General features: G+C 63.9%; 16 protein-coding genes. 6 read left to right on the forward strand and 10 right to left on the reverse strand.

All coding sequences use genetic code 11. The features are described 5' to 3' along the window. Positions 1-204 precede the first annotated feature (204 nt). The 3 genes from ftsA to murC form a co-directional block, all read right to left on the reverse strand. Entirely contained in the window at positions 205-1,434 is a 1,230-nt protein-coding gene (ftsA, locus tag OHL12_RS00925; RefSeq protein ID WP_263411964.1) for a cell division protein FtsA, read from the reverse strand. Positions 1,435-1,552: 118 nt separating this feature from the next. Then, on the reverse strand, positions 1,553-2,860 hold the full coding sequence (locus OHL12_RS00930) for a cell division protein FtsQ/DivIB (protein ID WP_263415043.1): 1,308 nt from the start codon (positions 2,858-2,860) through the stop codon (positions 1,553-1,555). Positions 2,861-2,997: 137 nt separating this feature from the next. After that, entirely contained in the window at positions 2,998-4,371 is a 1,374-nt protein-coding gene (gene murC / locus OHL12_RS00935; RefSeq protein ID WP_263411965.1) for a UDP-N-acetylmuramate--L-alanine ligase, read from the reverse strand. A 194-nt stretch (positions 4,372-4,565) separates the two neighbouring features. Here murC and OHL12_RS00940 point away from each other — a divergent pair, with 194 nt between their 5' ends. Then, the gene (locus OHL12_RS00940; protein ID WP_263411966.1) at positions 4,566-5,765 is read left to right on the forward strand and encodes a colicin transporter; all 1,200 of its coding nucleotides are present in this window, start codon (positions 4,566-4,568) and stop codon (positions 5,763-5,765) included. Between the two features lie 72 nt (positions 5,766-5,837). On the opposite strand, the gene murG is transcribed toward OHL12_RS00940, so the two are convergent. The 4 genes from murG to OHL12_RS00960 all read right to left on the reverse strand — a co-directional run bounded on the left by murG (position 5,838) and on the right by OHL12_RS00960 (position 10,157). Continuing rightward, the gene (gene murG / locus OHL12_RS00945) at positions 5,838-6,923 is read right to left on the reverse strand and encodes an undecaprenyldiphospho-muramoylpentapeptide beta-N-acetylglucosaminyltransferase (RefSeq protein WP_263411967.1); all 1,086 of its coding nucleotides are present in this window, start codon (positions 6,921-6,923) and stop codon (positions 5,838-5,840) included. Positions 6,924-6,926: 3 nt separating this feature from the next. Beyond that, positions 6,927-8,018 (reverse strand): putative lipid II flippase FtsW, encoded by a 1,092-nt coding sequence (gene ftsW / locus OHL12_RS00950; protein WP_263411968.1) that lies wholly within the window; start codon positions 8,016-8,018, stop codon positions 6,927-6,929. Between the two features lie 101 nt (positions 8,019-8,119). Then, positions 8,120-9,661 carry a magnesium chelatase gene (locus tag OHL12_RS00955; protein WP_263411969.1) on the reverse strand — a complete coding sequence of 514 codons (1,542 nt, stop codon included), beginning with the start codon at positions 9,659-9,661 and terminating at the stop codon, positions 8,120-8,122. Between the two features lie 178 nt (positions 9,662-9,839). Beyond that, a complete protein-coding gene (locus tag OHL12_RS00960; protein WP_263411970.1) occupies positions 9,840-10,157 on the reverse strand; it encodes a tetratricopeptide repeat protein in 318 nt (105 codons plus the stop codon). Between the two features lie 46 nt (positions 10,158-10,203). On the opposite strand from OHL12_RS00960, the gene OHL12_RS00965 reads away from it, so the two are divergent. The 5 genes from OHL12_RS00965 to dnaJ all read left to right on the forward strand — a co-directional run bounded on the left by OHL12_RS00965 (position 10,204) and on the right by dnaJ (position 14,748). After that, positions 10,204-10,740 carry an acyl-CoA thioesterase gene (locus OHL12_RS00965; RefSeq protein ID WP_263411971.1) on the forward strand — a complete coding sequence of 179 codons (537 nt, stop codon included), beginning with the start codon at positions 10,204-10,206 and terminating at the stop codon, positions 10,738-10,740. A 67-nt stretch (positions 10,741-10,807) separates the two neighbouring features. Continuing rightward, complete coding sequence (locus OHL12_RS00970; protein WP_263411972.1) at positions 10,808-11,656, forward strand: Mrp/NBP35 family ATP-binding protein; 849 nt, start codon at positions 10,808-10,810, stop codon at positions 11,654-11,656. 136 nt (positions 11,657-11,792) lie between these two features. Continuing rightward, a complete protein-coding gene (gene hrcA / locus OHL12_RS00975) occupies positions 11,793-12,869 on the forward strand; it encodes a heat-inducible transcriptional repressor HrcA (RefSeq protein ID WP_263411973.1) in 1,077 nt (358 codons plus the stop codon). 138 nt (positions 12,870-13,007) lie between these two features. Next, positions 13,008-13,577: a nucleotide exchange factor GrpE gene (gene grpE / locus OHL12_RS00980; RefSeq protein WP_317889787.1), complete on the forward strand. Its 570-nt coding sequence runs from the start codon at positions 13,008-13,010 to the stop codon at positions 13,575-13,577. Positions 13,578-13,587: 10 nt separating this feature from the next. After that, positions 13,588-14,748 carry a molecular chaperone DnaJ gene (gene dnaJ, locus OHL12_RS00985; RefSeq protein ID WP_263411975.1) on the forward strand — a complete coding sequence of 387 codons (1,161 nt, stop codon included), beginning with the start codon at positions 13,588-13,590 and terminating at the stop codon, positions 14,746-14,748. A 78-nt stretch (positions 14,749-14,826) separates the two neighbouring features. Here dnaJ and OHL12_RS00990 read toward each other — a convergent pair whose 3' ends face one another. The 3 genes from OHL12_RS00990 to OHL12_RS01000 form a co-directional block, all read right to left on the reverse strand. Next, positions 14,827-15,243: a DoxX family protein gene (locus tag OHL12_RS00990; RefSeq protein WP_263411976.1), complete on the reverse strand. Its 417-nt coding sequence runs from the start codon at positions 15,241-15,243 to the stop codon at positions 14,827-14,829. 15 nt (positions 15,244-15,258) lie between these two features. Next, on the reverse strand, positions 15,259-15,981 hold the full coding sequence (locus tag OHL12_RS00995) for an RsmE family RNA methyltransferase (RefSeq protein ID WP_263411977.1): 723 nt from the start codon (positions 15,979-15,981) through the stop codon (positions 15,259-15,261). A 311-nt stretch (positions 15,982-16,292) separates the two neighbouring features. Further along, complete coding sequence (locus tag OHL12_RS01000) at positions 16,293-17,726, reverse strand: L-serine ammonia-lyase (protein ID WP_263411978.1); 1,434 nt, start codon at positions 17,724-17,726, stop codon at positions 16,293-16,295. Between the last annotated feature and the right edge of the window lie 94 nt (positions 17,727-17,820).

The following is a 17,820-nucleotide window of genomic DNA, read 5'->3' on the forward strand; positions in this document are numbered from 1 at the left end:
TGGGATGGCGCTGCAATCGGGCCAATGTGTGTCAGAAACGCAAATGCGTTGCGGCGCTCGGCATTCCACTCAGCCGTATCCACACGATTCTTTCATGCGGCACCAAGCCACGCGAAATGGAAATCGGTCCCACGGAAGTGGCGAGTGCCCGCTTTGGTACAAACCCGCTGCGCTCGCCTCAGTTGCTGTGCTGTCGCGGCCCGGTTAGAACGTTCCGGCGAAGATCGCCTTCAACTTCTGCTTCAGGCCCAACTCTTCGTTGGCGCGACGCACGCGAGTCCGATGCGTGTACAGCAGCATGCCGATCGCGGTGGCGAACTCGGGCTCGGCCAACTCCTCGGGCATGCGGCTCAGCGGAACCGGCGAACCGATGCGTGCCGGCGTACGCAGCAGCGACTCGGCCACGTCCAGCAGCCCGGCCAGACGAGCTCCGCCGCCAGTCATGACACAGCCGGTGCCCAGTGCCTCCAGCACGCCGCCCTCGCGCAGGTTGTTCCTCAGCATCGTGAACAGCTCACGCGCACGCGGCTCCAGAATCTCTGCGAGAAAGCGCTGGCGCACCAGCCGTGGAGCCGTCGTGCCGCCCGTGTGCAGGTTTCCGCCAACTTCCACCTCGTTCAACGACGGAACGCTGGTGACCACGCAATTGCCAAACTCAATCTTCAGCCGCTCCGCCTCTTCCTGCGAAACGTGCAGACCGACGGCGAGATCATTGGTGAAGTGATCGCCACCAATGGGCAGCACCGCCGTGTGCGCCACAGACCCTTCGAAGAACACGGCCAACTCGGTCGAACTCGCGCCGATGTCGGCGATGCAAACACCCAGCTCGCGCTCGTCCGCACTCAACACGGCTTCCGCCGACGCGATGCCCTCGTAGACCGTATCGACCACTTCCAGGCCGGCGCGATTCGCGCAGGTAACGACTGACTGCGTCACGCCGCCGCTGCAGGTAGACAGGTGCAGATTCACTTCCAACTTTGTGCCAACCATGCCGATTGGATCGTGAATGCCCGGCTGGTCGTCGAGGATGAACTCCTGCGGCAACAAATGCAGGATCTCGCGATCAGCGGGCAGCGCCACGGAACGCGCACGGTCCACGGCGGCGCGTACCTCTTCGCGCGTAATCTCTCGCATGCGCGAGCCCATGCTGATGCCGCCGCGCGAGTTGATGCCGCGCACGTGGGTTCCGCCCACGCCGACCACAGCCGTCTCAATGCCGACCTTGGTCAGACGCTCCGCTGTCAGCGCGGCCCGGTTGATCGCATCGGCCGCCGGCGCAAGTTCCGCGATCAGGCCTTTGCGCATGCCCTTTGACTTCTCAATGCCATGCCCGCGATAGCGCAGAACGCCGTCCTGCACTTCTGCGACCAGAACGCAGCACTTCGCGCTTCCGGCGTCCAGCACGGTGATCAGATTGTCCGGACTCTCTTTCACCGGGAAACGGTCCGCCTTTGGTTAGTTGTGCTTATGCTACTGCGGATGCAGCATTCCGGGTGCAGGACGTGCCTTTGGATGTTCCCCAATGGCAGAGAGCACTGCGCCACTGGCGGGATCACTGAGCAGCGTGTGCCCTGGCTGCATCGCGGGCGGCCTGCCGCTGGGCCATCCAGGCCTTGATCGCCTCAACGCGTTTGGCGACATCGGCCCGCTTGGTGTCTGGATGTTTTGCCTGGGCAACAGGCCGTGCGTGTGGCTCCACGTGCGCGACCGCTGGCCTGGTCTCATGAACAGCGGCGGCCCGGGGTTCTGCATGCGGGGGCTTTGGCAGACTGACGGTGGCCACCTGGGACGGCTTCTCGCGCACCGGCGCTGCTGCCCTGGCGACTACGGTCGGGATCGCACCTGATTTCGCCGCAGGAGCCGTGTCGGCCGGCGTCTTCCCATCGGGTGTGGGCACCGTGGAGTCGCGCGGTGGCATCTGCAGCACGACCTGGCGCTCATAGCGCATGTCCACGCTGCTCAGCCGCGGGTACTGCTGGCGCCATTCCGTAATGTGCTCCTGGAACCGGTTGTAGCGGGCCAGAAACTGCTCCGTGCCGAAGTGCACCATGGTCTCGGAGTTGTTGCTTGGTAGCAGCGCCTTCACGTCTTCCGGGTCAGACAGGTCCACCTCGCTCAGTTCCGCAGAGATCTTCTTCCCGCCCGAGTCCAGGTCCTTCAGAAATGCCGCGTACAAGTGCATGCGCTGACTACGCGACTCCGGCGTGTCGTCGGGCTTCAGGCCGGTGACGACAGGGAAGGAGTAGTTCGGATTACCCGGCGCATCGGGTGGAATATCCAGCAATACACCGGACGCATCCGCCATGCCGATGGTGCCGCCCTGCCGCACAAATGCGATCGGTGTGCGCTCCACTACGGAGATGCGCAGGTGGTTGGGCAGCAGGCGCATGACCGTCGCGTGCTCGACCCAGGGAATCTGCTCCAGCTCTTCTTTCCGCTCCGCGAGCGGGACGTCGAAGATGTTGCGATCCACGTCTTCGCCGAAGACACTCAGCAACTGCGAACGCGAGAGGTGCTGGTTTCCCTGCAACTCGATTGCTGAGGATGACGCGATGGTGAACTGCGGGTCACGATGAACGAAACGCGAGACGAAGTAAGCTGCGCCGGCAACGCTTGCCAGGAAGGCAGCCAGACCTACCCCGGCGGCAATGCGGCCGTACTTTGACTGCGGGATCAGGCCGCGGCGGATGCGCTTGCCTCGGGTGCGTGAACGGAGGTACTCGCGGGTATCGTCGTCGGCATACGGGTCGCCGGGCACGCCAGGACGCTCGCGCCGGGCGGGCAGCGTGTCAGCGGCGGCGCGGCGCACGTCTGCCGAGCGCCGCGCGCGAGGCTTTTCGCGAGAGGTGTCCTCAGGCATGTCCAGCAAGGCCGCCGTATTCTTTGAAGCCGGTTGTGTCCGCATGCCTGAGCAAGGCCGCGGGAATCGCCAGCCTCGATTGTAGCGTTCGCACCCGCCAGGACCACCACAGGGAACCAGAGCCGGTACGGTTCGGGTCAGGCGCCGCGCAGGGCTTCCAGCAGCATCGGGCCGGCCTGCGAGACCGATCCGGCGCCCAGCGTCAGCAGCAGGTCACCGGGCTCGGCGCGTTGTGCAACGGCCAGCGCCGCTGCCTGCAGGTTGGGCGAGGTCCCGGTGTACGTGCCTTCGGCGTAGATCGCCTCGGCCAGCGATTCGCTATTGACACCTTCGATCGGCTGCTCGCTCGCTGCGTAGATCGGGACCAGCTCCACCGAATCGGCATCGCGAAAGGCACTGCTGAACTCGTGGAACAGGTCGTGCGTGCGGGAGTACCGGTGCGGTTGGAACAGGACGTGAACGTGCCGGTAGCCGCAGTCGCGTGCCGCCGCAAGGGTGGCCCGGATCTCGGTGGGGTGGTGACCGTAGTCGTCCACCACGGCGATGTCACGGACGGAGCCCTTGTGCTGGAAGCGCCGGTCGACGCCGCGAAAGCTGGCCAGACCTGCCGCGATTGCATCCGGCGCAACGCCGAGCTCGACCGCGATCGCCACGGCGGCCGTAGCATTCCGCAGATTGTGTACGCCGGGTACGAACAACTGGAACGGGCCAATTACGATCCCACGGGCGCTGACCTCGAAGTTGGTGTAGCAATCCGGGGTGCGAGGTAGGGTGATGGCCTGAAAGTCGGCGTCGTCGCTCAGGCCATAGGTAATCAGCCGGCGCTTCACACGCGGCAGAATCGCACGCAACATCGGATCATCCAGGCACGCGGTCGAGGCTCCGTAGAACGGCACCTTGTTCATGAACTCGACGAAGCAGTTCTCCACGTCGTCCATGCCGCTGTAGTTCTCCATGTGCTCGCGATCCAGGTTGGTCACCACGGTCAGGATCGGGGAGAGCTTCAGGAAGGAGCGGTCGCTCTCATCTGCCTCGGCCACCAGAAAATGCGAATTTCCGGCGCGGGCGTTGGAGCCGAACAGGTCGACGCGGCCGCCCACCACCACCGTTGGGTCCAGCCGAGCGGCGTGCATCACGGCGGCGATGATGCTCGTAGTTGTCGTCTTCCCGTGCATGCCGGCAACGGCGATGCCATACTTCAGCCGCATCAGTTCGGCCAGCATCTCGGCGCGCGCGACTACCGGGATCTTGCGGAGCCGGGCTTCCGCGACCTCTGGATTGTCCGCACGCACTGCAGAGGAGATCACCACCACGTCGGCCGGCCGGGCGTGCTCTGCGTTATGTCCTTCGAAGATGGTCGCGCCAAGAAGCGCCAGGCGCTCAGTAACGGGCGAGGTGCGCAGGTCTGACCCGGAGACTGGGTAGCCCAGCGAGAGAAGGATCTCTGCGATGCCGCTCATTCCGATGCCGCCGATGCCTACAAAGTGAATCCGTTGTGTTGCGGCGAACATAGGTGCTGCAGACTCCTCATCCTGCGCCGAAGCGCCCGTGGAACTTAGAGTCAGGGTAGCAGGGTGCAGCAGGCGCGCCGTCTGGGACCGCCACGCAACTTGTGCACGCCATCTGTGTCCAATCAGGTGAGGCGTTTCCACCGCGCAAAGCCGCGAACGAACCGGAAGCGACGCGAACGCCCAGGCGGTTTCAGATGGAACACGGAAGCAAATTCAAATACGGGGCAGGTGTGGTCCTGGGGCTGGTGTTGGCCGCGATCAGTGTTTCCGCGCCCGCGCAGGATGCGAATGTAGACCCCAACTTCAATGGCAACGTGGCTCCCCAGGGTTACGGACAGCAGGATTACTCGCAGCAGCAGGGGTACCCTCAACAGGGCTACGCGCAGCCGGGCTATGACCCGAACGCGCAGTATGGTGCTGCGCCGCAGCAGCAGCAGGGCTATGACTATCCGCTGCCGGAGCAGGGTGGCGTTACCGCTACCGTGGCTCCTCCCGCGATACCGGAATACGATCAGCCGACGGCTCCTGGTGACGGCTACATCTGGACGCCTGGCTACTGGGCTTGGGACCCGAATGCAGGCGACTACTACTGGGTCGCGGGGCAATGGGTTCTGCCACCCTACACCGGTGCGCTTTGGACACCGGGCTGGTGGGGGCCGTATGACGGCGGCGGTTATTTCTGGCATGCCGGTTATTGGGGACCTTATGTCGGCTACTACGGCGGCATCAACTACGGCTTCGGCTACTTCGGCACCGGCTACTGGGGCGGGTTCTGGCGCGGCGGGGCGTTCTATTACAACCGCGGCCTGAACCACTTCGGCGGCGGCTTCCATGGCGGCCACTTCTTCAATAGCGGCTACTACGGAGGCTTCCACGGCGGCATTCGCGGCGGTGGCATCGGCTGGACGCAGCACCCGGTAGGGGGCTTTGGCGGTCGTGGCTTCGCCGGGAACGGTTTCGGCAACCGGGGCGGTTATGGCGGTGGCTACGTGAACCGGGGAGGCTACAACGGAGGCGCTTTCAACCGCGGTGGTTACACCGGTGGCGGCTACAACCGTGGCGGCTATAACGGCGGGACTATCAATCGCGGCCAGGTTGGGGGCAATCGCTTTGCCGGCGGACAGGGTTTCAATGGCGGTCAGAACTTTGGCGGCCAGCGAGGCTTTACCGGCAATCCGGGTGGCCAGAACTTCAGCGGTCAGCGTGGCTTTAGCGGTGGTAACCCCGGCGGCTTCTCGGGCGGCGGGCGTCCGTCGGGTGGCTTCTCCGGTGGCGGACGTCCGTCCGGGAACTTCTCCGGCGGTGGCGGCGGAGGCCTCCATGGTGGTGGCGGTGGTGGCGGCTTCCACGGTGGTGGAGGCGGCGGCTCACACGGTGGTGGTGGACACCGCTAATCAGGTTCCCTCCCCCAGGGAAAACGAGGCCCGGCTTGACGCCGGGCCTCGTCCTTTTCCCGTCCGAAAGCGCTAACGTGAACCTGCGACCGTGACGATCCGTTGCACGATCGCCTGCAACGCTCCTGGGTGGGAGGCGGCGCGGGCGCGCTGGCCCATGGTGCGCAGACCATCCGGATCGAGCAGCATGCTGCGAAGCTCATTCGCCAGCGATTCGGGCGTGAGGTCCCGCTGCGCGAGCATCTTTGCCGCACCCGCCTGCACCATGGCCTGCGCGTTGCGGGTCTGGTGGTCGTCGGCAGCTTGCGGGAAGGGAACCAGTAGTGATGGCCGGCCGGCTGCCGCGAGTTCCGCAACTGTGCTGCCGGAACGCGCCAGAACCAGGTCCGCGCGTTCGAGTTGCGCGGGCATGTCGGTCAGAAACGGCCGGACTGTGACCGGCTCATCCTTCTCATCAGCGAGAAGGCCATACTTTGCGTAAGCGCTAACGGTGCTGTCCAGCGCGCGCTCGCCGGTCTGGTGCACGATGGTCAGCCCAGGAATGCTAGCGATCAGGTCGCGCGCGATGAGCGGTAACGTGTCGTTGAACACTTTTGCACCGTTCGAACCGGCCGTCACGAGCAGGCGCAGCGATTCGCCGGACGGTCGGTCCGGGATGGCGGCGATCGCCTCGCGCACTGGAACGCCCGTCACTTTGGCGTTGCGGAAGAAGTTTGCCGCTTCCGGAAAGTTCACACAAGCCGCAGAAACGTACTTGCCCACGAGGCGATTCGCGAGTCCGGGCGCCGCGTTCGGCTCATACGCGACGGTCGGGATGCGCAGGAGGACTGCGGCGAGCATGGCCGGTCCGCTCGCGTAGCCGCCGACTCCAACGACCACTGCCGGACGGAAGCTGCGCAGCAGACCGAGGCAGTGAAGGATCCCGCGCGGCAGGTCGGTCAGCGTCTTCGCACGCTCCAGCAGGCCGACGTTCTTCAGTTTGCCGACTTGGATCAGGTCAAGCGCGAAGCCCGCTTCGGGGATGAGCTTTGTCTCGATGCCGCGCGCCGTGCCAATGTAGCGCACCTCGGCTCCGTGACGGTCGCGCAGCTCGCGCCCAATAGCAAGCGCGGGAATGACATGGCCGCCCGTGCCACCACCGGCGATCAAAACGCGCATGGGCTAATCGATCTCGCGCGTGATGTTGAGCAGGACACCCATGCTGGCGAGCGTGATGAAGACGGCTGTACCGCCGGACGAGATAAACGGAAGCGGGATTCCCTTGGTGGGGACCAGCGCCAGGACGACCGAGATGTTGAAGAACGCCTGGATCAGGATCATGGTCGTGAGACCGAAGGCAAGGAAGCGTGCGAACGGGTCGGTCGAGAGGATCGCCGCGCGCAGGCCGCGGTAGCCAAAGAAGCAGAACAGGCCGACGAGAGCCAGGGCGCCGAGAATCCCGAGCTCTTCGCAGATGGTGGCGTAGATGAAGTCGGTGTGCGGCTCGGGGATATAGAAGAGCTTCTGCCGGCCTTCCATCAGGCCGAGGCCGTGGAAGCCGCCGGTGCCCACCGCGATGAGGGATTGCAGGATGTGGAAGCCGGTGCCGCGCGGGTCGGCCTCCGGGTTCCAGAAGGCGAGCATGCGGGCGCGGCGCCACGCCACGTGAAACAGCATCCAGTAGAGAATGAAGCCGCCCGGGATCGCGGCGTAGAAGAAGTATTTGAAGTCCGCTCCGGCCAGGTAGAGCATGAGCGCGGTCACGCCGACGCAGACCATGCTGGTGCCGAGGTCGGGCTCCTTCAGAATGAGCGCGACGAGTAGCAGCGGCGGTGCGGCCGCACGCAGAATGGTGTGCTTCCAGTCGTCCATCTGGTGGATGCGCGTCTGCAGAAAGTAGCTGAGGAAGAGGACGATGATGGGCTTCGACAGCTCGGACGGTTGCATGGTCAGGCCGGCGACGCGGACCCAGCGATGCGCTCCGTTGACCGCGCCCATGAAGAAGACCATGAGCAGCAGGAGCATGTTGATCGCGACCGCGGGGAAGATGATGCGCGGGTTGTTGTACTTGCGGTAGTCCACCTTCATGAGCACAAACAGGGCAACGATGCCCAGCACGGCCCAGACCGCCTGGTTCATGGCAAAGGTGTAGGGCGTACCGTACTGCGCCTTGGCCAGCATGGCCGACGCGGAGAAGACCATGACCAGCCCGAACAGCACCAGCGTGAGCACGGTGCCAAAGAGCCATTTATCGACGCCAACGCGCTTTGCCATCGGGAAGGGAACCTGTGGCTAGGGTAAGGCGGATGTGTGGGGAAAAGAACAAAGGCGTACCTGTCTCGGTACGCCTTTGCGTTTGAAGAATGCAGATTGAGCTAATTGAAGTTGCGCTTGCGATTGCGGCTTTGCCACTCCGCGTTTTCTCGCTCGCGGTCGCGGACCTCTTCCCCGAAGTTCTGCGCCTTATCTTTGCGGGATTGGCGCTCGGCAGCGGAGAAGTTACGCTCTTCGCTCCGGCTCAGGCGTTTGTGGGCGGTCATGCCTTCCAGCAGAAACTCGGCGGCGGAGACGAGCGATTCGGCGTTGGCCCGCTTTTCCAGGCCAAGCGGCTTCAACTTTTCGAAGAGACCCTGAATGCCCTGTAGCTCTTTCAGCGAGTCCTCGGCCGCGGTTGCGTCGGAGAGTTGGACCGTGCCGCCCAGGTTGAACCACTGCTCAATCTGCTGAGTGTTGGTGTCGGCGAAGTAGCCGTCGAAGGTGCGGGCGACCGCGGTACGGATGATGTCGCGGACGACGGTGTCGGCTCCGCGCATCTCGCCTTCGTACTCCAGCTCGATCTTGCCGGTGATGCCTGGCAGGGCGGTGTAGATGTCGCCGATGCGAGGAACAGCAACGGTCTCGTTGTGCACCAACGCGCGGCGCTCGGCGTTGGAGATGACCAGTTCCATCACCGAGATGGGCAGGCGCTGCGAGACGCCGGAGCGTTTGTCGACGCGCTTGTCTTCGCGCGCGACGAAGGCGATCTGCTCGACCACCTCGCGGACGTAGCGGGGGATGTGGATGTCGAGAGCCGCGCGCGTGGACCAGGCCTCCTGCTCGGTGACCGCGATGGCCTGCTCGAGCGAGTCGAGGTAGTGCGTGCGGATTTCAGAGCCGATGCGGTCCTTCAGCGGGGTGACGATCTTGCCGCGTGCGGTGTAGTCCTCGGGATTGGCCGAGAAGGTGAGCGCAACGTCGAGCTGCAGGCGGACGGGGTAGCCTTTGATCTGCACGTCGCCCTCCTGCATGATGTTGAACAGCGCCACCTGGATCTTGCCTGCGAGGTCGGGCACTTCGTTCACCGCGAAGATGCCGCGATTAGCGCGCGGCAGCAGGCCGTAGTGCATGGTGAGTTCGCTGGAGAGCTGCTCGCCCGAACGCGCGGCCTTGATGGGATCGACATCACCGATAAGGTCGGCAACTGTGACGTCGGGTGTTGCGAGCTTTTCGACGAAGCGTTCGTCGGGCGTGAGCCAGGCGATCGGTGTCGCGTCGCCATGCTCGGCGATGAGCAGCTTGGACGATTGCGCCAGCGGCCTGTACGGGTTGTCGCGGATCTCCGAACCGGCGATGTACGGGACGATGGGATCGAGCAGCGTGGTCAGGCCGCGCAGGATGCGGCTCTTTGCCTGACCGCGCAGGCCGAGCAGAATGAAGTTCTGGCGAGAAAGGACGGCATTGACGATCTGCGGAACGACCGTGTCTTCGTATCCGACGATGCCGGGAAAGATGGTCTCGCCGGCGCGTACCTTGCTGATCAGGTTGTCTCGCAGTTCGTCTTTGACCGAGCGGGAGACGCGGGCCTCGGTCCACTCGCTCTGGCGAAGTTCCCCTAGTGTTTGCGGCAGGTGTTCCGGGAGCGATGGATTCGGCTTCATGTGGTGTTGAGTATACGAGCGCGCCGCGGGATTGTGAGCCGTCGCAACGTGCCATGCGGACTTGGAGGGTTCCGCGCTTTACGCGACGCGCGTCTGCCCGAAGATTTCTTCAGCACAGTTACAAGGTGCGCCCAGAGCGCATAGCGTGACGCAGTTGAACGCAATGGATGGTGAAGGCCTAGTAGCCGAGATCGAGTTCATCCAGCAGGGCCTGCATTTCGGATGCGGCGTGCTGGTTGCCGGTGCGGCGCGCTGCGGCCAGCCCATCGGAGAGGCGCTGCTTCGCTTCGTCGGTGCGGTGCAGCTTAGCCAGGGTCTGGCCTGACATTTGATACGCGGGCACGTAATCGGGATTGTGCTGGATGGTGGTGTTGAACTCGGCCAGAGCCGCGTCCTGATTGCCGTCGGACAGGTGGGCCATGGCGAGGCCATACCGGGCGAAGCTATCGGTTGGGTTTTGCTGCAGGATCTCGGTGAGCATGGCGATCTTGTCCATGCAGCACATGGTACTTGGGCACGGCTCGGGACGTAGACTGGAAGGGATGAGCGAGCAGCAGAAGGCGCAAGAGCTTCGCGCCACGGTGGCAGAGTCGCAGGCGGAGCGGAGCGAGATCATTTTCCCGGGCGACACGAACTCGCTGGGCAATCTGTTTGGCGGCAAGCTGATGCAGTTTGTGGACTTGGTGGGCGCGGTGGCTGCGTACCGCCACGCCCGCGCCATCCTGGTGGTAACGGCCAGCATGGACCACCTGGACTTTGTCGCCCCGGTACACGTGGGCGACCTGCTGATCCTGAAGGCGAGCGTGAACCGTGCCTTTCGCACCAGCATGGAAGTTGGCGTGAAGGCGATGGTCGAAGATCCGAAGACCCGCGCGCTGCGGCACGTCTGTTCGGCGTACGTTACTTACGTTGCGGTGGATCAGAGTGGGCAGCCCGTGCCGGTGCCGCCGATTGTGCCGGAAACGGAGCATCAGAAGCGGCGCTACCAGGATGCCCAGCGCCGGCGCGACGGACGGTCCGACGAGGTCGCGCGCAAGCGAGAGATTCGCAAGACGCTGACGATGGACTGGCACATCTAACAGCAGCGAGTCAGCAGAGAAAGAGAAGTAGAGCAGCGTGAGGCAGCCGCTGAACGGAGGAGTTTCGATGGGACACATGGGACACGGTGCGCCGCAGGGTGGCCAGCAGCAGGGTCCACAGGCGCTGCCCGGCATTGAACATGTTGTTGCGATTGGCAGCGGCAAAGGCGGCGTGGGCAAAACCACGATGAGCGTGAACCTGGCGATTGCGCTGGCCAAGCTTGGCAAGCGCGTGGGCCTGGTGGATGCTGACATCTATGGCCCGAACGTGCCGACCATGATGGGCCAAACGCGGCAGCCGTCCATTGTGGGCGACAACCGGATCGTGCCGCTGGAGAGCTTCGGCGTGAAGTTCATGTCGGTCGGGCTGATCTCTCCCGGCGACAAGCCGCTGGTGATGCGTGGGCCGATGCTGCACCAGATCATCCGCCAGTTCTTGCAGCAGGTAGAGTGGGGCGAGCTGGACTACCTCTTGATCGACCTGCCGCCGGGAACAGGCGACGTGGTGATCTCGCTGGTGCAGACGGTCCCGCTGACCGGGGCCGTGGTGGTGAGTACCGGCTCTGCGGTGGCGCTGCAAGATGCGCGCAAAGCGCTCGAAATGTTCCATCAGGTGAACGTCGAGGTGCTGGGGCTGGTCGAGAACATGTCGCAGATGCGCCTGCCTGATGGCACCGTGCTGGACGTGTTTGGAGCCGGCGGCACGGTGGCGACTGCGCGGCAGTACAACCTGGAGTTTCTGGGATCCGTCGATCTCGACCCGTCGATCCGCGAGGGCGGGGACCGAGGCATGCCTGCGGCCCTGGGCGGAGAAGACGATGCCCGGGGAGCAGCATACTTTCAGGTTGCGCGGGCTGTGATGGACCGCGTGGACGAGGTTTCGGAAGAGCAGGGCGGCGTTTTCGAAGTCCTCTAGGCACGGAATGCGTTCGGAGCGAGGCGGGGTGGGACGAGCTTCGTTCCGGGGCTTGCGACCGATGTGTCGGATTGGCATCTGAAACCTGAGTGCTGTTGCCTCACATTTCTGGCGTGAGCGAGATAAACTAGACGGGATGGCAGCTTCCTTTCAGGACGATGCGGCGCTTTCGCAGCGGCAGCGGGCGATTCTGACCGCGATCGTGGAGCAGTACGTTCAGAGCGGCGAGCCAGTGGCATCGCAGGGGCTGGCGGCGGCGAACGGCCTCAGCTCGGCGACGATCCGCAACGTCATGGCGGAGTTGGTGGACGCCGGGTACCTGGAGCAGCCACACACCTCGGCTGGCCGGGTGCCGACCGCGCGGGCGTTTCGGCTGCACGTGGAGCAGTTGCGAGGTGGCAACCGGATTGCGCCGGCAATGCTTGCTGCACAGTCGCGGAGCACGATCGAGGCTCGATTGCAGGGCATGAGCGGCGAGGCCTTTCTGGAGCGGACGTCGCAGGTGCTGGCGGGCCTGTCTCGGGGTGTGGGCGTGGCCATGGCGACCCTGCAGCGCAACGATCCCATGGAGCATGTGCACTTCCAACGGCTGGCGACGCGGAGAGTGCTGGCCGTGGTGGTTACGCGGTCAGGAATGGTGCGGGATCGCGTGCTTACGCTGGAGCAGGATCTGCAGGGCAAGGATCTTGAAGCTGCGGCGCGCTATCTGAATGAACAGTTCCGCGGCTGGACCGTGGAAGCGATTCGTGCGGAGATTGCGCGGCGTGCTGCAACGGAGCGCGACGCGTACCAGCGGATGCGTGCCGCGGCCGAAGAGCTGTGGACCGCGACGGTGAAGGATGCTGCGCCGGCGCACACGGTGTTTGTGGAAGGCGTGAGCAATCTGCTGGCGGAATCGGTGGACCGCGGCCGTCTGCGCGAGATGCTGGCTGCGCTGGAGGCCAAGGAGCGCGTGATGACGTTGTTGCACGCGTACCTGGGCGTAGAGCATGCGCGCGCGATTGCCAGCGATTCGGTTCGCGTGGTGTTTGACATGGAGGCACATGCGCCGGAGATGCAGGGGCTGGTGCTGGTAGCGGCGCCCGCGCTGAGTGCCGGTGCCCAGATGGGCGCGGTGGGAGTGATCGGCCCGCAGCGCATGGACTACGAAGCAACGATCAATGCAGTGCAGTACGTGGCGCAGTTGTTTGCGGAAACGCAACAGCCGATGTAGGTGCGGACCCGGCAGCAAGACCGCGTGATTGCGGCGGGCGCCCGCGATGGTCTCGAGGTTCGAGTACTCCCGAGTCGGTTGGTCACAAAGGCGGGTAGTGGTTTGAAGATTCAGGATCGTTACAGAAGGTGGATGGGCATGAACGAAGTGAATGAGCCGGTGATTGCGGCAGACGAAGAACTGCAGGGTGCGGTGGAGGGCGAGGCGATGGACGCGGGTTCCGCGGCCGAGGCGCCTACCGTCACAGAGGCTGAGTATGAACAGGTAAAGCGCGAACGCGACCAGTTGCTGGACCGCATCGCCCGGTTGCAGGCCGAGTTCGAGAACGCGCGCCGGCGCGAGGCGAAGGAGCGCATGGAGTTCCGCGACTACGCCCTGGGGCAGGCCGCCGAAGGCTTGCTGCCGGTGCTGGACAATTTTGATTTGGCGCTGAAGTCGAACGGATCGCCCGAGCAGTTCCGCGCGGGCGTGGACCTGATCGCGAAGCAGTTGGATGAAGCGGTGCGCGGGCTGGGTCTGACTCATGTTGAGACCGTGGGTACCCAGTTCGATCCGCACGTGCATGAAGCGCTGGGCCAGGTAGAGACGGCCGAGTTTCCGGATGGTGCGGTTGTTCAGGAAATTCGCCGTGGGTACAAGGTGAAGGATCGTCTCTTGCGTCCTGCGCTGGTGCAGGTAGCACGTAATTCGCAGCAGCGAGAAGCGTAAGGAGCAGACTTTGGCGGGAGCAACGATGAAGGCGGATTACTACGAGGTGCTTTCGGTCACCCGGACCGCGTCAGACAGCGAGATCAAGACGGCATATCGCAAGCTGGCGATGCAGTACCATCCGGATCGCAACCCTGGCGATCACACGGCGGAAGAGAAGTTCAAGGAGTGCTCCGAGGCCTACGCCGTGTTGAGCGATCCGCAGAAACGTGCGGCGTATGACCGCTACGGTCACGCGGGTGTTGGCGGGCCGGCCAGCGGCGGAGCGGGCGGAGGATTTCCCGGCGGCTTCGGTGGTTTCAGTGGCAATCCGCAGGACCTGGGCGACATCTTTGGCGACATCTTTGGCGAGATGTTCAACATGGGTGGCGCTGGTGGCCGGCGTCAGTCGCGCCAACAGCGCGGCCGCGATCTTCGCTACGACATGACGCTCGAGTTTGAGGAGTCTGTGTTTGGCATGGAGCGCGAGATCAAGGTGAAGCGCGCGGAAGCCTGCACCGACTGCCGCGGAACGGGCTCGGCGAATGGCAAACAGCCGCAGACGTGTTCGCAGTGCCGCGGCGCCGGCCAGGTGCGTTTTCAGCAGGGCTTCTTCAGTGTTGCGAAGACCTGCCCCAAGTGCGAGGGCAGCGGTGTGCAGATCACTGATCCTTGCCCGGTGTGCCGCGGCGAGTCGCGAGTGCAGCGCGAGCACACACTGAACGTGAAGGTGCCCGCAGGCGTCGAGGACGGAACACGCATTCGCTACCAGGGCGAGGGCGAGGCCGGCAAGTTTGAAGGCCCGGCTGGCGACCTCTACGTGGTGCTTGCGGTGAAGCCGCACAAGGTGTTCACGCGGGATGGCGATGATCTGCACTGCGTTGTGCCGATCAGCTACACGCAGGCGGCGCTGGGTGACGAGCTGGAGATTGCCACGCTGGAAGGCCCAGCGGTGCTGAAGGTGCCGGACGGAACGCAGAGCGGGAAGACGTTTAAGCTGCGCGGAAAAGGTGTGCCACACCTGAATTCGAATGGTAAGGGCGACCTGGTGGTGGAGGTTCGCGTGCAGACGCCGACCAAGCTGAACAAGCAGCAGAGAGATCTGCTACGGCAGTTGGGCGAGCTCAGTTCGGTCGAGAACACTCCGCAGTCGCACGGCATTATGGACCGTGTGAAGGAGATGTTCAGCTAGGTCGGCGAGTCAGCGAGTCGGCGAGTGCGGGATGCTCGTTTGCTCGCTGATTTTGCTTGCGCTGTTTTGTGGCTGGGCCTAGCGGCCTCTGCCGTATTGCGACGGCCGGATAATGTGGAATCGCGGGTCGCGCAGGATGAGCGCAACCCAGACGACCACTGCAAACAGCACGGGAACGGGCCAGTTGGACTGGCCCGCACGTGCGTGGGTCGCCACGGCGCCTCCGAAGAAACTTGTGAACAGAATTGCCCCGAGCGCGGCGGTGCGCGGGATCAGGAAGAAGACGACGCAGAGAATCTCCGCGATGCCCATGGCGGTGACGGCGCTCGCCGGAAAACCCATCTTCGCCGCGCCATCGACGACGAACTTTGCTCCGCGCAGAGCGTTGATGCCTCCGCTGCCGATGAAGACCGCGATGAGTGCGCTAAGAATCCAGCCAGTCAGGCGGGCTGCCTTGCTGGGCCGATTGGGGTGAACTGCTTCGCTAACGGACATGCTCGCTCCTGCCGCTCAGGTGAGGTGCGCACCCGTGATCGCCAGAGCCGCTATCGCCGCGGTCTCGGCTCGAAGGATGCGCGGCCCCAACGTTACATGCTGCCAGCCTTCGTCGGAGAACTTTTTCATCTCGTCCGCGGTCCATCCGCCCTCCGGGCCAATGGCGAGAGCGATCGCCTGTTCTGCGTCGGAGGTCGCCAGCGCATTTCGTAGCGTGTTCTGTTCTTCGGTTTCTGCCAGGAGAATGCGACGCGCAGCGTCAACCGTGGCTAAGGCTGCGGCGAGTGGCTGGGCATCGTCGATGCGAGGCACGTCGGAGCGGCGAGACTGCTGCGCTGCCTCGTGTGCGATGCGGCGCCAGCGTTCCACGCGTTTTGCCGACGCCTGCGCCAGGTGCTTCTCGGTCCGGCGCGCGAGGACGGGCGTGATGCGCGAGACGCCGAGCTCCGTCGCCTTTTCGATCGCCCATTCGAGGTGATCGAACTTGAAGACAGCGATCAGCAAGTGAATGGGAAGAGCGTTGTCGACTTCGCGCTCTTCGTGCAGAGCGAACGTGACCTGATCGTCGCGAACCGCGGTCACCTCGGCGCGATGCAGAAATCCGCCGGCGACCACGTCGAAGATCTGCCCGGGCTGAGCACGCAACACGCGCGCGAGGTGCGCTGCCTGGTCGCCCGTGAGAGCGGCGGAGGTGCGTTCGTCATTCCAGGTGTCAGCGATCCAACGGCGGCGAGTCATGCAGTTGAGTTTGGCAGTGCCGTGGTGGGACGAGCAAGTGTTCACCGGCTGAGCGGGTGATGGAGGAAAGCAAGAAGGGGAAGCGCTGAGCGCTTCCCCTTGTGAGACTTGCTTTGCCTTGCGTCGCGGTCTTTGCCACCGCTTCGCATTGTGTCCGTCTACTCTCCCTGACTGAGTACGGCGCGTTGCTAAGAGCAACTATCGAATGTATAGAGATGTGCGCGGCGAGTGTCAACAAAAAAGTTGACTACTCGCGTGCAAAACGTGTCCGCAACGTGAGTCGCGAAGAGTGATCAAGTCGATTGCCGCGCTCAGCATTCGATGACGTTCAGCGCGAGACCGGCGAGCGAGGTTTCCTTGTATCGCGATTGCATGTCGAGACCGGTCTGATACATGGTGCGAATCACTTGATCGAGCGAGACCTTGTGGTCGTCCGCCTCGTGCATCGCCATGCGCGTTGCGTTCACCGCCTTTACCGCACCCATTGCGTTGCGCTCGATGCACGGGATCTGCACGAGGCCACCGATGGGATCGCACGTCATGCCCAGGTTGTGCTCCATTGCGATTTCTGCGGCATGCTCCACCTGTGCGTTCGATCCGCCTAGTGCTGCGACCAAACCGCCCGCCGCCATAGAGCACGCGACGCCCACTTCGCCCTGGCAACCCACCTCTGCGCCGCTGATGCTGGCGTTCTCTTTGTAGAGGATTCCGATTGCCGCAGCGGTGAGGAAGTAGCGGATCAGGCCTGCTTCATCGGCACCGCTGACGTAATCGCGGTAGTAGCGCGCGATGGCGGGAATCACGCCGGCTGCGCCGTTCGTCGGCGCGGTCACCACGCGTCCGCCGGCAGCGTTCTCTTCGTTGACCGCCATCGCAAACACGGTGACCCAGTCCAGCGGAGCGAGCGGGTCCGAGGATCCGATGGAGCGCAAGCGTTCCGAAAGGCGAGGCGCTCGCCGGCGCACGTTCAATCCGCCGGGCAGGACACCTGCGGTGGCGATGCCGCGCTCGATGCAATCGAACATCACGTCGGCGATGGCGAGGATGCCGGCCGTGACCTCCACGCGCGGATTTGTGGCGGCAGTTTGGAGCGGTGGTCGGGGGATGATCGGATCGCCCAGTAGAGCGACCTCATTCTGCAGCATCAACTCGGCGATGCTGATCGAGCGTTCGCCGGCGATGCTGAGAAGTTCGGCTGCGCTACGAAACGGATGTGGCACCGCGCGCGTGGTGGGCGGTAAAGCCGATTCGTTTTGCGAGAAGTGTTCGGCCGTGACGATGAAGCCGCCGCCAATGGAGTAGAAGGTCTCTGCGGCGATCAGATCTGCACGATCGTCAAAGGCGGAGAGGCGCAGGCCGTTGGGATGGGTTGCGTGGTCCGCGTCCGGATACATCTGGTCGCGATGGAAGAGGAGATCGCTGTTCCGCGAGAACGCGATGGCGTGGTCGCCTGCGAACAGAAGAGAGCCGGAAGCCACACGCTGCAGCGCGTCCTGTTGCTGCTGCGGAGTGATGGTGTCGGGCGCATAGCCGTGCAGGCCCTGCAGGATTGCCGTGTCGGTGCCGTGGCCGATGCCCGTGAGTGCAAGCGAACCGTACAGGTCCACCTGGACGCGTGCCACGCTTGCCAGCATGCGGGAACGTCCGAGTCCGTGGACAAAAGAAAGCGCCGCGCGCATGGGACCAACCGTGTGAGAACTGGAAGGGCCGATACCGATTTTGAACAGCTCAAAGAGGCTCGTCACAACAGCAGTGATTGTAGGCGCGAAGGTGCTATGCGGGTTTCTGCCCGAATCCTGTAGGGTGTTTGTGGCACGTCATTCAAGGCAAAGCAGGTCT

Origin of the sequence: Terriglobus aquaticus (assembly GCF_025685415.1) — a bacterium.
Lineage (GTDB): Bacteria > Acidobacteriota > Terriglobia > Terriglobales > Acidobacteriaceae > Terriglobus > Terriglobus aquaticus.

Excerpts from the sequence above, each read along its gene's own strand:
- OHL12_RS00990 (WP_263411976.1), bottom strand. The coding sequence starts at position 15,243 with ATGTCCGTTAGCGAAGCAGTTCACCCCAATCGGCCCAGCAAGGCAGCC.
- OHL12_RS00970 (WP_263411972.1), top strand. The coding sequence starts at position 10,808 with ATGGGACACATGGGACACGGTGCGCCGCAGGGTGGCCAGCAGCAGGGT.
- grpE (WP_317889787.1), top strand. The coding sequence starts at position 13,008 with ATGAACGAAGTGAATGAGCCGGTGATTGCGGCAGACGAAGAACTGCAG.
- ftsW (WP_263411968.1), bottom strand. The coding sequence starts at position 8,018 with ATGGCAAAGCGCGTTGGCGTCGATAAATGGCTCTTTGGCACCGTGCTC.
- OHL12_RS00930 (WP_263415043.1), bottom strand. The coding sequence starts at position 2,860 with ATGCCTGAGGACACCTCTCGCGAAAAGCCTCGCGCGCGGCGCTCGGCA.
- OHL12_RS00940 (WP_263411966.1), top strand. The coding sequence starts at position 4,566 with ATGGAACACGGAAGCAAATTCAAATACGGGGCAGGTGTGGTCCTGGGG.
- murG (WP_263411967.1), bottom strand. The coding sequence starts at position 6,923 with ATGCGCGTTTTGATCGCCGGTGGTGGCACGGGCGGCCATGTCATTCCC.
- OHL12_RS00995 (WP_263411977.1), bottom strand. The coding sequence starts at position 15,981 with ATGACTCGCCGCCGTTGGATCGCTGACACCTGGAATGACGAACGCACC.
- OHL12_RS00955 (WP_263411969.1), bottom strand. The coding sequence starts at position 9,661 with ATGAAGCCGAATCCATCGCTCCCGGAACACCTGCCGCAAACACTAGGG.
- murC (WP_263411965.1), bottom strand. The coding sequence starts at position 4,371 with ATGTTCGCCGCAACACAACGGATTCACTTTGTAGGCATCGGCGGCATC.
- hrcA (WP_263411973.1), top strand. The coding sequence starts at position 11,793 with ATGGCAGCTTCCTTTCAGGACGATGCGGCGCTTTCGCAGCGGCAGCGG.
- OHL12_RS00960 (WP_263411970.1), bottom strand. The coding sequence starts at position 10,157 with ATGGACAAGATCGCCATGCTCACCGAGATCCTGCAGCAAAACCCAACC.
- OHL12_RS00965 (WP_263411971.1), top strand. The coding sequence starts at position 10,204 with ATGAGCGAGCAGCAGAAGGCGCAAGAGCTTCGCGCCACGGTGGCAGAG.